General features: G+C 67.3%; 4 protein-coding genes. 2 read left to right on the forward strand and 2 right to left on the reverse strand.

Features of this window, described 5'->3' with window-relative positions; all coding sequences use genetic code 11:
- Nucleotides 1–11: 11 nt before the first annotated feature.
- On the reverse strand, nucleotides 12–4,805 hold the full coding sequence (locus FB465_RS23315) for an FG-GAP-like repeat-containing protein (protein WP_145793480.1): 4,794 nt from the start codon (nucleotides 4,803–4,805) through the stop codon (nucleotides 12–14).
- A 431-nt stretch (nucleotides 4,806–5,236) separates the two neighbouring features.
- On the opposite strand from FB465_RS23315, the gene FB465_RS37555 reads away from it, so the two are divergent.
- Nucleotides 5,237–12,322 (forward strand): polymorphic toxin-type HINT domain-containing protein, encoded by a 7,086-nt coding sequence (locus FB465_RS37555; RefSeq protein ID WP_145793482.1) that lies wholly within the window; start codon nucleotides 5,237–5,239, stop codon nucleotides 12,320–12,322.
- Between the two features lie 6 nt (nucleotides 12,323–12,328).
- Nucleotides 12,329–12,964, forward strand: coding sequence for a hypothetical protein (locus FB465_RS23325; protein ID WP_145793484.1), 636 nt, complete (start codon nucleotides 12,329–12,331; stop codon nucleotides 12,962–12,964).
- Nucleotides 12,965–13,087: 123 nt separating this feature from the next.
- Here the strand turns inward: FB465_RS23325 and FB465_RS23330 are convergent, their stop codons facing one another.
- Complete coding sequence (locus FB465_RS23330) at nucleotides 13,088–14,416, reverse strand: tyrosine-type recombinase/integrase (protein ID WP_145793486.1); 1,329 nt, start codon at nucleotides 14,414–14,416, stop codon at nucleotides 13,088–13,090.
- Nucleotides 14,417–14,535: the final 119 nt, after the last annotated feature.

The following is a 14,535-nucleotide window of genomic DNA, read 5'->3' on the forward strand; positions in this document are numbered from 1 at the left end:
ATGTGGGTTGATCAGACCGCGCCCAGGATCTGGCCGTAGTCGATCCAGCCCGGGGTGGCGAAGTCGTCGCCGCCGTTCGCGGTGTAGGCGTTGGTGGCGCCGTTGATCACCAGGTAGTCGCCACGGCCGTCACCGTCGATGTCGGTGAAGTCGACCAAGCTCTGGTTGGTCGTGTGCCCCGACGACACCTTGGGGCGCAGGACCCAGCCGCCGCCGCCGACGACGTGGTTGATGTATGAGGTGACGCTCCCGTCCGTGTTAATGATGGTGTAGTCCGCCTTGCCGTCGCCGTCGAGGTCGGTCCAACGGATCCGGGTGCGGTCGCTGGTGACCCCTGTGGCGACCTGGCCGAGGTCGGTCCACCCGCCGGCGCCGTTGGTGTTGCGGAAGACGCCGACCGCGCCGCTCGTCTGGGTGACGATGTAGTCCGTCTTGCCGTCGCCGTCGAAGTCGGCGAAGCGGACCTGGTCGGGGTTGCTGATCACGCCGGTGGCGACCTGACCGAGGCCGATCCAGCCGCCGTGCCCGTCGCCGCCGTTGTTCACGAAGACGTTCACGGCGCCTGTGCTGCCGATGGTGATGTAGTCGGCCTTGCCGTCGCCGTTGAAGTCGGCGAACCGGATCCGGGTCTTGTCGCTGGTGACGCCGGTGGCGACCTGCCCGAGGCTGGTCCAACCGCCGTGTCCGTCGCCGCCGTTGCTGAGCGACACACTGATGGCGCCGCTGTCGGCGATGGTGATGGCGTCGGCCTTGCCGTCGCCGTTGAAGTCGGCGAAGCGGAGCTTGCCCGTCCCGCCGGACTCGTCGACCGCGGCGTTGTTGTGCAGGCCCCGGCTGTAGGTGCCGGAAGACCAGATGGCCGTACCGTCGGGCCGGTAGATGACCAGGTTGCCGTCGGGCTGGAGGAACATGGCATCGCCGGCCTGTGAGGTGCCGCTGGCCCAGAGCGAGGTACCGGTGGTGTGTGCCGCCTGCGGGTAGGCAGCGAAATTGCCGTCGAGCTGCAGGGACATCACCGCGCCGGTGTGGCCTGTGCTGCCGAGCGTCCAGGTGCCGTACCCGGGGTTGCTGATGGTGAGCAAGCCGCCGTTGAACGACATGTTGGCCCGACCGGCGGTCCAGGTGCTGCCGCTCGGGTAGTTCGTGTCGTCACTCGGGAAGAGCACGTATCCGGGGGTGCCGGACAGCAGCGCGGCCTGGGTGGGAGTCAGGGCATTGGCCCAGACCTGCACGTTGGAGACGGCGCCCGTGTAGAAGGACTGGTGGGTGGCGGCGTTGAGGTAGTCGCCGACCCGGAAGCCCTTGGTGAATCCGTTGACCAGGCTGTGGGGTGCGGATCCGACGACGATGCCGTTGATGTACAGCGCCATCACGCTGGTGGTGTGGTTGTAGGTCGCGGTCAGGTGCGTCCACACCCCGGGTTGGACGAGCCCGCCGCCGACGCCAGCATGCGTGCAGTCGTAGGACCAGCCGCTGTCGGCCTTGGCCAGGCAGAAGTACCACTGGTTGGTGGCACTGTCGGGGTAGAGCATGAAGCCGCTGGTGCTGTTGCCGTCCTGGGACAGGAGCACGCCGCCGGAGGCGTCCGGCTTGGCCCAGACTGAGACGGTGAAGTCGGCCGCGACGTTCAGCGCGCTCGTGCTGGTGCTCATGACACCCGTGGCGGTGCCGTCGAGGTGGACGTCTGGCTTGAATAGGTCCTTCATGCTCCAGGTGGCGCCGGTCTGACCCGTCAGGTTCAGGGAGCCTGAGCCCGTGCTGTCGGCGGCGGTGGTGGCCTGGCCGTCGGTGCCATCGGCGAGGGCCCAGGTGTGGGCGGAGGTGACCAGGGTCTGACCGGTCTGCCCAGTGAGGGTGGTGCCGTTGAACAGGTAGGCCGTGGCCGAGCCGTTCGTGTCGAGTGCCCACAGGTCCACAGTGCCGTCGCGGTCGATATCGGCGGCCTGGATGACCGGCTTGGTGGCGGCGGACCAGCCGCTGCCCGGGAACGGGACGGGGGTGACGGCGTTATAGCCGGCCAGGGCGACCAGGTCGGTGGGGCTGTAGTAGTACAGCTGGCCGCCGTTGTCGGAGCGGGCGAACATCGCCGGGAGGTTGTTGACCAGTGCGGTCACGATGGTCCAGCCGGTCCAGTTGCCCGTGCCGGTGGGGTTGGTGTCGCTGATGTCCTGGTCGGGTGGGAAAAAGCCGCCCGGCTGTTGTGAGCTGGCCTGGAGGTAGAGCGACCCGTTGAGGATGGTGAGCAGGGACGGGAAGGGGTTTGGCGCCCCGCCGGCCGCGGTGATGTACAGCTGGCCGGCGTTGGCGACACGGGTGGCCTTGGTGGTGGTGTTAGGCAAGGTGAATGCGACCGACGGGGTGCCCTTGCCAACCAGCGGGGACAGCGCGGAGCCGTCGCCGTTGCCGTAGAAGACCTGGCCGGCGCCGGTGGCGGGGTTGTACTCGAGGACGTCGTTGAAGCCGGATCCGGACCGGAAGTGGCCGACGATCGCCTGGGTGCCGTTCCAGTCGGCGGCAGAGCCGTTGGTCCCGGTGATGCCTTGGGCGCCGATGTCGTCGGCGGCGGCGTTGAGGGAGCGGGTGGTGGTGCCGCTCGCTAGCCAGAGCCCGGACGGCAGCGCGGCCTGCTTGCCGACGGTCGTGAGGTCTGCCCGGCCATCGCCGGTGAGGTCGTTCTCCGGAGCGTCAGCCGGGGGCGCCGCGTCGATCTCCTCCACGTCGCTGTCACCGCTGGGGTTTCCGCCTGCAGACAGGGCGGTGACGGTCAGTACGGTGTGCGCCCGGGTCGGTTTGATGCTGACGGTGGCGGCACCGTTGACCGCGGTCACGGTGGTGGGAGCGGCGCCGTTGACCTGATAGACGTAGCTGGCCGGGGTGGTGCCGGTCGGGTTGGCTTTAATGCTCACCTGGGTCGGCGTGCCGACCGTGAAGGGGCCAGAGCCCACGTCAGCGCTCGGCTTGCCCGGTGCGGTCGGGTCGAAGGTGAACTTGCAGGTGGTGCTGGTCCCACTGTTGACGGAACCGTCGCTCGTGTAGACGTTCCAGGAGAACGTCGTCGGCGTGCCGCCGGCTTCTGTGATGAGCTTGTCCCGTGCGACGAGCAGGCTAGCCGTGGTCCCCGAGTTGGCCGACAGATCGCCGGTGCTGGAGGAAGCGACGACCGCGCCGGTGGCGGTCTTCACGAGGCTGAACGCGACACCGAGGCTGCCGCCGTCGGGGTCGGAGACGACCGCCCGCAGTGTCAGGTCGCCGTTTCCGATGACGGTCGGGGTGGCCGCCGCGCATGCCGTGGCCGGCGAGGTGCTCAGCGAGGACGGCGTGCTGGGTGCGTGGTTGTACGTGGTGGACATGTACATCGTGGACGGCTGGAACTTCTTCCACCCGTAGTCGTCCGACTCGTTGGACGCGCGCAGGCCCAGCGTCAGGTCAGGCCAGGAACCGCTGGCGGCGCTCTGCATCAGGCTCGTGGTGTCGAACCCCACCGATTGGGGGCTGCAGGTGTTGCCGAAGGCGACGTACCGGGTGTCGGACTTGCTGTTCCAGGACGGCTGGTTGTTCCACGTGGTGGATGAGGAGATCGCGCCGGTCCCCCACAGTTCGACGTCGCGTGGCTGGTTGCACGTGGGCGACCAGCTCTCGGTGGCGTAGAACCGGGACGAGCTGATCTGTGCGCCGTAGATGCTGCTGGGTACCGACATGCGGGCGAAGGCGCGGCCCACGTAGTACGGGGAGGCCCAGTCGTTGTAACCCACGCGCAGACCCTCGGGGTCGGTGGTATTCCAGTAACTGGTGCCGGAGTAGTACGAGCTGACGTAGGTCCAGCCAAGGACGGAGCCGCCCGCAGAGTATGTCGGGTCGATGTAGAGCGGCCAGACGGTGTTCGTGCCGGAAAGCAGGCTCGCGTCGGGGGTGAGGGTGATGGCGCCCTCGCTGTAGGCGGCCTTCAGCGGCGCGGTGTGCGCGGTGGCGCCCGGCGCCGCCGCGCTGGAGCGGGCGGGGCTGCCGCTGTGGGCGTCGAGCGTCGCACCGTTGGTGGGATCGGTGACGGTCGGGGCCGCGGTGTCGATGGCGGAGTCCCAGACGCCGCGGACAGGCGCGGGGGCGGAGAACGCCACCTTGCCGGACTTGTCCTTGGCGGTGATGTTGCCGGCCACGTCCGTGGCGAGGTCGACGCCCGTGGTCTTCGTGGTGAACGCGAGGGACTTCAGGGCCGGGTTGGCCGCCGCGGTGGCGTCCTTGACGACCAGGACCTCGGAGAAGCCGCCCTGTGCGTCGGCGGTGATCGTGAGGTCGATGCCGGTCAGCAGGTGGTACGTGGCGGTGGCGCCGTCGAGGACGGGGCTGGGCAGCTTGTTGGTCAGTGCTGCGGGGAGCGATATCGAAAGCGAGCGGCCGCCGTTCTTCATCACGGCCAACGGCCCGTCGCCGCCCGCCGAGACGGTGAGGCCACTGGTGGACAGCACGGGGCCGATCGAGCCGTCGGCGTGCTTGACCAGGGTGGCGTCGAGCGGCTTCCAAGAACCGTCCTGGTACTTGCGCACCGGCATGACGGCCTGGGTAAGGGTGAAACTGCCGTTCGGGTTGGCCGTCAGCTGGTCAGTGGCGGTCGTCGCGGCATCCACCACGACGGCCGCCCGGGACGTACGCGCCTTCACGGCAGCCTGCTCGGCAGTCAGGGGCGCGGCAGGCGAAGCCTTCGTGGTGGAGCGCGTGGTGTCCGCCTGTGCGGGCACCACGAGTGTGGTCAGTGACAGAGCTGTGAGCGTCGCGCCCAGTGTCGCGGCGAGCGCACGTCTCGTCGCCATAGAAGGTGGCACAGGAGTCCCCGCCCTTTCGTCATGTTCGGATGCGGACGGTGGCAGGTCAGCTGGTCGTCCGGCAGGAGCGTCGCACAGCGGTAGGACAACTCGGCAAGGCACCTGAACTGCTGTCATATCGGGTTGGGAGGTTTGCCGATGATATGTCGTATATGCCAACGGCAGCGGAGGTAAAGAGTTGGTCAATCAAGATCCGCGAGGGCCATTGCCTTGTTACGCGGAGCGGTGGACTTTGCGATAGTCGTCGAACCGGGGGAGTTGATCACACCGGGTGATCAGTGCTGCCCTCGTGTAGCCGATCCAAGAGGTGTGATCGCTCGATGCTCCATAGAACCGACAGTCGCTCCGCCGCGCCATCAGGCCGGCCGTTGATATCCGGGCGACCAGCGTCCTTGCGATGGTTGGGCGGGGTGAGCGCGGTGGCGTTGCTCTCTGCGCTGATTGCCGCACCGGCTCACGGCGCTGATCACACGTCGGCCTGGTCCCCGGCCGCGCCGTCGACGGTGGCGGTCAAGGGTGTGCGCAATCTCAAGCCCAAGGTGGCTCAGCAGACCGCCAAGACGCAGCAGACGTACATGCCGCGCGCCACGGCTTGGCCGAAGGCGGCGAAGGGCAGCGCCCACCTCGCAGCTCCTGCGGCAAAGGCTGACGGCGCGAGGCAGACCGCTGCCGGAACGCCCATCTGGGTTCAGGCCAAGAAGTCCGCCACCGGCACTTATCAGGGTCCGGCCGACGTCGGTGTCACCGTCCTGGACCATCAGAAGTCGGCCGGCCTCGGGGTCTCCGGCGTCGTCTTCAGCGTCGCTCCGTCAGGTAACGGACAGGGCGGAGTCCGCATCGGCGTCGACTACTCGTCCTTCGCGGAGGCCTACGGCGGCAACTACGCCTCCCGCCTGCACCTGGTCTCCCTGCCCGCCTGCGCACTGACCACACCGGATGTCCCTTCGTGCCGGGTGCAGACCCCCCTGGCCACGCAGCGGGACGCGAAGGCGTCCACCGTCTCGGCCGAGGTCGAGCTCGGCACTCCCGCCGTCACCCACACCGCGGCGGACGCCACCATGGGGCGTGCTGTTCCCGCGGTCTGGTCCGGTGACGGCACGACTGCCCATCAGGCGTCGACCGCGGCGGCCCCGCAGGTCTTGGCCGCCACCGACTCCACCGGCCAGGAGGGCAGTGCGGCAGGCAGCTACGCCGCCGGCGCGCTCTCCCCGTCCGGCTCGTGGACTGCAGGCGGTGCCGGCGGATCCTTCACCTACGCCTACCCGGTCCAGATCCCCGGCGCGTCGACCTCGCTGACCCCGAAGTTCGCACTCGGGTACGACTCGGCGTCGGTGGACGGCAAGACCGCCTCCACCCAGGCACAGGCCTCGTGGGTCGGTGACGGCTGGTCGACCCCGGACTCGTTCATCGAGCAGACGTTCACCTCCTGTGCGGACAAGCCCGAGGGCACCGCGTCGCCGTCGGAGACCAGTGACGAGTGCTACGCCGGGCCGATCCTGACCCTGTCGCTGAACGGCTCGTCGACCGCGCTGGTCTGGGACTCCGCCAAGAGCACCTGGAAGCCGCAGAGCGACAACGGCGAGAAGATCGCCCACGTCACCAACTCCAACAACGGCTCGGGCACCTACAACACCGACTACTGGACGGTCACCGACCGCACCGGCACGGTGTACTCCTTCGGCCGCAACCAGCTACCTGGCTGGACCTCGGGCAAGGCGGTCACCAACTCCGTCGACTCGATGCCGGTGTACTCCGCGCACTCCGGCGACCCCTGCTACAACGCCGCAGGGTTCTCCTCCTCGGTGTGCACCATGGCCTACAAGTGGCACCTGGACTACGTCAAGGACGCCCGCAGCCAGGCGATGTCCTACTGGTACACGCAGGACACCAACTACTACGCCCAGAACAACGGCCAGTCCAACACCAAGTACGTCCGCGACTCCTACCTAGCGCGGATCGACTACGGCTTCCGCGACAGCGGCGCCTATGGCACCGTCCCGGACCAGATCGCCTTCACACCCGGGTCGCGCTGCACTCTTGCCACCTGCGACCCGATCTCGGGGTCCAACGCGGGTACCCAGTATCCGGATGTGCCGTTCGATCTGATCTGCAACAGCGGCGCCACGTGCACCTCGCACGCGCCGGCGTTCTTCTCCACCGTCCGTCTGAAGCAGATCACCACCAGCCAGTACTCCACCTCCGCCGCCAAGTACCTGCCGGTGGACACCTACGACCTGCTGCAGAGCGAGCCGCCCACCGGTGACGGCACTTCGCCCACCCTGTGGCTGACCCAGGTCACCCGTACTGGCAACGACACCAGCGCCGGCGGCTCCAGCTCCTCGATCCCGCTGCCGCTGCCGCCGGTGGTCTTCGGCGGTGACACCAAGCAGAACCGGGTCGACACCGCCAACTTCCCCGGCATGTACCGCTACCGCCTTACCTCGATCACCACCGAACTCGGCGAACTGATCGGCGTCACCTACGGGCTGCCGAACCCGTGCACCGCGGCCTACGTGGCCGCGGCCAACCCCGCAACCAACACCTCCTCCTGCTACCCGGTCAGCTGGACCCCTCCGTTCTACACCGACCCGGTCACCGACTGGTTCGAGAAGTACGCCGTCACCCAGGTCCTCGAATCCGACCAGACCGGCGGCGCCCTGAAAAAGGACAGCACCTACGCCTACACCGGCGGCGCGGCCTGGCACTACGACGACAACGAGACCGTCCAGGCCAAGTACCGCACCTGGGGCCAGTTCCGCGGCTACGCCACCGTCACCACCTACACCGGTGACGGCACCAACGACCGCAAGACCAAGGACACCGTCAGCTACTACCGCGGCATGGACGGGGACTACGCCACCGTCAACCCGGTCACCATCCGTCCCGTCAGCCTGACCGACTCGCAGGGCGCCGCACACACCGACAGCGACAAGCTCTCCGGCAGCGAACTGGAGAGCACCAGCTACAAGGGCGACGGCACGGTGATCGACAGCTTGACGATCACGTCCTACTGGGTCTCGCCGGCGACCGCGACCCGTAACCGCACCGGGCTGCCCGCGCTGACCGCCGGCACCGCCAAGGAGGCCGAGACCTACACCCGCCAGGCCATCACCTCCTCCGGCAGCACCACCTGGCGCGTCACCGAGACCGACAACACCTACGTTGCAGACCTGGCCGACAACAACTTCGGCCTATTGACCGCCGGCTACAGCCACACCGTGCCGGTGGTTGCGGCGTATGACCAGTGCACCACCTACACGTACGCCCCGGCGAACACCACGCTCAACCTGGTCGGCCTCGCAGCCTCCCAGGAGAGCGACTCGGTGGCGTGCGGCGGCTTCACCGAGGGCACGATCGCCTCGGCACCGGCCGGCTACAACACGCTGACCGCCCCGGCGAGCGTCAACCGGCCCGCCCAGGTGCAGTCCGCGACCCGCACCTTCTACGACGACACCAACTTCTCCACCACGTTCCCGCAGACCACGCCGCCCACCGTCGGCAACGCCACCATGATCCGCCAGGCCGCCGACTACGCCAGCGGCGCGTTCACCTGGCAGACCGCCAAGCGCACTACCTACGACACCTACGGCCGCCCGCTGGCCGCTACCGACGCCAACGGCAACACCACCATCACCGCGTACACGGTCAACAGCGTCGGTCTGACCACCGGCACGACCATCACCAACGCCAAGAACCAGATGGTCAAAACGACGTTCGCCCCCGCCCGCGGTCTGACCACGGCGGCGACTGACGCCAACAACATCACCGCCACCAGTCAGTCCGACGCGCTGGGCCGACTCACCGGCGTATGGACCGAGTCCCGCCCGACCACCGCCCCGGCGAACAAGAAGTTCTCCTACACGGTCTCCAACACCGGGCTGTCCGGTACCACCAGCGACACCCTGAACGAAGCGCTTGGCTACGTCACCTCCCTCACGGTCTACGACTCGTTCGGCCGGGTGCGGCAGACCCAGACGCCGACCCCGCAGGGCGGCCGCCTGGTCACCGAGTCGTTCTTCGACTCCCGCGGTTGGGTTCGCAAGAAGAACAACGCCTACTGGGATCCTGCGAACACGCCCGCCCTCGAGCTCGCGTCGTCCGATGACAACGCCGTACCGAGCCAGGACGTCACCACCTACGACGGCCTCGGCCGCGCGGTCAAGGTCGACTCGCTGAAGAACGCCGTCGTTCAGGAGACCACCACCACCGTCTACGGCGGTGACCGGACCACGGTGATCCCGCCCGCCGGCGGCACCGTCAAGGCCACGGTCACCGACCCACTCGGCCGCACCGTCGAACTCGACGACTACACCGCGCGCCCGACCGTCACCCCTCCGGCCGACACCTTCACCGGCACCTACACCCTCACCGGCGGCACCAGCCAGGCCATCACCTACGGCTTCGACGGCCACGGCAAGCAGAACACCGTCACCGCCGCCGGCTCCACCTGGACCAGCACCTACAACCTGCTCGGCCAGGTCACCGGCAAGAACGACCCCGACGCCGGCGCCAGCTCCATGCTCTACGACGCAGTTGGCAACCTCACCCAGACCACCGACTCCCGCACAAAGACCGTCAGCTACACCTACGACAAGCTCAACCGCAAGACCGCCACGTACACGGCACCGGTCTCCGGACAGGCCACGGCGAACGCGATCGCCTCCTGGGTCTACGACAACGACAACAGCGTCGTCGGCGTGACCAACCCCATCGGCCACGCCACCACCAGCACCTCCTACAGCAACGGCGCCGCCTATGTGACCCAGGCCTCCGGATACAACGTCTTTGGCGAATCCCTCGGCGAGACCATCACCATCCCGTCGACCACGGAGGGCGCCACCCTCGGCAAGCCCTACGTCTTCACGCACACCTACACCAGCAACGCCGGCCTGCCCTACACCGACGTCTACCCCGGCGGAAACGGCCTCCCGTCCGAAACCGCCCTCCACACCTACAAGCCCGTCTTCGACCTGCCCGCCGGCCTGGCCACCGCCAGCTACGGCTATGCCCAGGACACCACCTACGACGCCTACAGCCGCGTCTTGCAGACCCAGATCGGCAGCACCACCAGCTACGGCATCCTCACCAACACCTACGACCCGCACACCGGCCGCCTGACCGAGCAGCTCACCCAGCGCGCCACCACCGGCGCCCCGAGCGACGTCGACCGCCAGCACTACTACTACGACCAGGCCGGCAACGTCACCCGCCAGGTCTCCACCCGTCTCGGCGCGACCTCCGAGACCCAGTGTTACGGCTACGACCAGCTCGACCGCCTCAAGCAGGCCTGGACCGCCACCGACTCCTGCGCGGCCACCCCCACCCCAGCCGCCCACTCGACGGTCGGTGACGCGATCACCGGCGGCGCCTACTGGACCGACTGGTCCTTCGACGCCCTCGGCAACCGCACCAACCAGACCGAGCATTCCACCACCGGCGGCGCCGACACCACTACCACCTACACCTACAACGGCAACGGCAAGAACCAGCCGCACACGCTTACCTCCGCCTCCACCGGCGGCACCGCCCTGCAGTACGACACCGCCGGTAACGCCCTCAAGCGCACCACCACCGCCGCCGGTACCCAGACCCTGACCTGGGACGACGCGGGTCGCCTCAGCTCCATCACCGGCGGCACCGCAGGAAACACCAACTACGTCTACGACGCCGACGGCAACGTCCTCCTCCAGAAGGACCCCGGCACCACCACCCTCTACCTTCCCGGGCAGCAGATCGCCCTCAACACCACCCTCGGCACCACCACCAGCACCCGCTACCTCCCGCTGCCCGGCGGCGGAACCGTTGTCCGCACCGGCAGCACCACCAACTACCGATTCGAAATCGCCGACCCCCACGGCACCGCCGGCCTGGTCCTCGACAACACCTGCCAAACCCCCACCTGGCGCCAGTTCACCCCCTACGGCGCACCTCGCGGCACCAGCGTCACCTGGCCCGACAACCGCGGCTTCCTCAACGCCCCCACCTCCGGATCCACCGGCCTCACCATCCTCGGAGCCCGCCAGTACGACCCCGTCACAGGCCGCTTCATCAGCCTCGACCCCGTCTTCGAAGCCACCGACGCCCAACAACTCGGCGGCTACAACTACGCCGGCAGCAACCCCATCGGCAGAAGCGACCCCACCGGCCTCATGGCCTGGGACTCCGAAACCGGCATCTCAGCCGGCACCACCGGCCAGCTGCAGAACCAGATCAACAACACCTACGGCCACGGCTACCGACCCAGTCCGCCGTACAGCCCGCCCAAGAAGAAGAAGCGCGGCTTCTGGAAGGGGGTCATGGATACCGGCGTCGGAATGGTCAAGGGCGCTGCCCAGCCCTTCGTCGAGGTCGGGGGCTGTGTGACCGGAGACCTCGGGTCGTGCGGCAATGTCGCCACGATGGCCAACCCCGGCCTCCTCGCCATGAAGGCTGGAGTCGACCTGTACCACACAGGCGAGGCCATGTATGACGAATACCAGAACGGCGAATACGCCTACCTCGGCGGGCAAATCACCACACTTGCCGCCGTTGCACTGATCACCAAGAAGGTGGCACCGGTCCCCGCCGCGGGCGCCGCAGCCGCCGCAGACGCCGAAGAGATCAGCGCAGCCTCGCGACTCGCCGAAACGGTCGGAGGCAAGTGCAGCTTCACGCCCGAAACCGCTGTCCTCATGAGCGACGGCACGACCAAGCCGATCGCCGCCATCATCCCCGGCGACCAAGTGGAGGCCGCTGACCCCGGAACGGCAAAGGATCAGGGCGCGCACCCCGTCATCGCCACCTGGATCAACCACGACAACGATCTGATCGACCTGTCCGTCCAGCCCGACGGGGGCTCTCCCGAAACCATCCACACCACCTCCAAGCACCGCTTCTGGGACGACACCACGCATGAATGGGTACCGGCGGGCCAGCTGACCGCTGGCCACAACCTGGTCACCACGACCGACCAGCACGTCACCGTCCTCGACGTGAGCATCAAGCCCGGCTCCGCGGATATGTACAACCTGACCGTCGACAGCCTCCACACGTACTATGTGCTGGCGGGGGCCACGCCGGTCCTAGTTCACAACTGTGGTCCTGGGGTTGCAACTGAAGACGATGCAATGCTTGCTCTCAACCGTGCGGAAGAGTTGCAGGCGTCCCGCAATGATTACTTCATGGCGGACGTGAAGGGCACCACGGCGGTAATTGGTGTCTTCAACTCTGAGACGAAGGCATTCACCACTCGGATCGGAATCAATGGGGGCGGTGCAATGCCTTCCGGATGGACACTTCGGCCGGGAGAGGAATTCGTGCAGGCGGCTGGGCATGCAGAGGAAGGGATCCTTAACAGCTTGGGGCCAAATGAGCATGCAGTGTTCGGTGCGGCATCGCGAAACTTCTGCGTTGCCATCTGTTCGCCCATGCTGAACGTTCGCGGGGTGACGTTGGGTGGCGCAGGGATCCGCGGTCATGCTGCACAGAACTCCCCATTCACAATCTTCTGGGCCACTGGAGGCTAGAGGGACATGGAGATTCCGTCAGAAATTCAGGCAATTTCGAACGCTTCGGACTCTGAGCTGATGCTGATCTGTGCTGCAGCTGCGGAACGGGGGGTGACTTTCTGTCGAGCCCTAGGCCCTTCGGAGTACTTGACGTGGGTCGATGCCTCGCTTGAGCTTGCTTGGGCGGCAGCTGCTGGCGAGTCTGTCCAGGACGAGTGCGCCGAGGCGTTGGATGAGCTGGAGATGGAACCTCAGGATGGCGAGGATGATTCCTCTCGCCCAGAGTTCTATGTGACTCAGGCGGTGGGGCTCGTGGGAAATGCTCTTGCCGTCTCCTTGAGGCCTTCAGTCCCGAAGGTGGAGATGTCCATCAATGCCCTCAGGTCACTGCTCTCCATGCTCGACTTCAAGCTGTCAGGAGAAAATCCCGTAATTGTAAGGTACGGAGAAGAGCCTCCTCCTCCGGGGCGGCTAGTACAAATGGAGATTGACGCCGAGCGTGAAGTCCTTGCTCTTTTGTCTCAGGGGTCAGAAGATTCCGCTCAAGGTGTGACTGGCCGCTCGGCGGCAACTCAAGCGCAGGCATCAGCAAGCGCATTTGCCGTGCAGCTGATTCCTTCTATCGAGGAGTTTGCCGAACTAAACAACTGGGATCTTTGAGAGGCGATCTGAACTCAAGAGTCCGCGTCATAAAGTAAGTATATGAAGACGCCATGTAGCCCTCCCCGGAGCTGTTCCGGGGAGGGCTACATGGCGTCTTGACGGCAGTAGTTGACGGCAACGTCAGCGGACGGGGGCTGCACAAAGCGGCGGGCCGTCGCCGTCGTCGGGGTTGGTGGCGGCCTCGGAGGTCTTGCCGAGGGTGCGGCCAAGGAGGTCGATGGCGTCGCGCTGGAGGCGGAGGCGGACGTGGGCGTACACCGTCGCGGTGACGCCGATGTGGGCATGCCCCAGCAACTCCTTGATGACGACGAGTTCGACGCCCTGTTCCAGGAGGAGGGTCGCGGTCGAGTGCCTCAGGTCGTGGAACCGGATCGCCCTCAGGCGAGAGCGGCGGAGGAGCGCGTTGAAGTGGCGGGTGAGGGTGGCGGGTTCGATGGGGTGGCCGTCCGGGCGTGTGAAGACGAGACCGTTGTCCACCCACTCTTCACCGGCCTGCTGCTTCTCGCGGGCCTGCCGGTCGCGGTGCGCGCGGAGCGAGGTGATGCAGGCGGTCGGGAGGACGATGCGGCGTTCCGAGCTGATGGTCTTGGTCGGCAGGGTGGTGAGCCCGCCGGTCCGGGTGCGCTGGAGGGTGCGGCGGATGCTTGCGGTGCCGTTGTCGAGGTCGAGGTCTTCCCAGCGCAGGCCGAGGAGTTCGCCCTTGCGGAGCCCGGTGCGAAGGGCGAGTTCGAACAGAGTCTGGAAGCGGTGGCCGTGGGCGGCCGTGAGGAAGTGCCGGGCTTCGTCGGCGGTGAGGGGGTCGAAGCGGCGGGGGCGGGGTGTGCCGGTGCGGACGTTGCGGGCGACGTTGCGCGGGATCTCCTCCTCACGGACAGCGTGCTCCAGCGCGGACTTGAGGACGGAGTGGATGTAGGCGAGCGTCAGCGGGGAGAGGTACTTGTGGCAGCACTTCCCGATGGCGCAGCAGCGCGGCCGGCGGTCGGCCTGGGCGTCGGGCCTGCGCCGGGCGTCGATGCCGCGAGCGCAGCACTGGCAGACGATCCGCAGCCCGTTCAGCCAGGCTCGCACGTCCTTCGCGGCGAGCTTGGCGAGCTTCTTTTTGCCCAAGCCCGGGATGAGGTACTGGGTGACGCAGGCGGTGTAGCGGGTGTGGGTGGTCTCGCGGAGCTGGTGGATGGCGACGTTCTCCAGCCAGTACGTCAGGTAGGCAGCGACGCTGCCCTGTGCGGAGACCATGGGGACGCCGCGGTTGCTGGTGGCGATCTTCTCGGTGAGCTTGGCGAGGGCTTCCTTGCGGGTGATGCCGTAGACGCGGACGCGCTTGCGGGTGTCGCCGGGGGCGAGGACGTAGCCGGCGGCTTCCCAGCGGCCGTCCTTGCGCTGGTAGACGGTGCCGTCGCCGTTGGCCCGGACGCGGCGGGAGGCGGGGGTGTCGCGGGGTGTGGTCATCAGGCGGCTCTACCTTCTGAGCTGGGTTGATCGAGCCACTCGTAAGGTTGGGTCGCCCAGGGGTGCTGGGTGTGGCTATCAGGCGGCTGCCGTCTCGTGGCATACGACGCTTCGCCGCC

The organism is Kitasatospora atroaurantiaca, assembly GCF_007828955.1.
GTDB lineage: Bacteria > Actinomycetota > Actinomycetes > Streptomycetales > Streptomycetaceae > Kitasatospora > Kitasatospora atroaurantiaca.

What these genes read in the sequence shown, in the direction of transcription:
- FB465_RS23315 (WP_145793480.1), bottom strand. Translation starts at nt 4,805, where the DNA reads ATGGCGACGAGACGTGCGCTCGCCGCGACACTGGGCGCGACGCTCACA.
- FB465_RS23325 (WP_145793484.1), top strand. Translation starts at nt 12,329, where the DNA reads ATGGAGATTCCGTCAGAAATTCAGGCAATTTCGAACGCTTCGGACTCT.
- FB465_RS23330 (WP_145793486.1), bottom strand. Translation starts at nt 14,416, where the DNA reads ATGACCACACCCCGCGACACCCCCGCCTCCCGCCGCGTCCGGGCCAAC.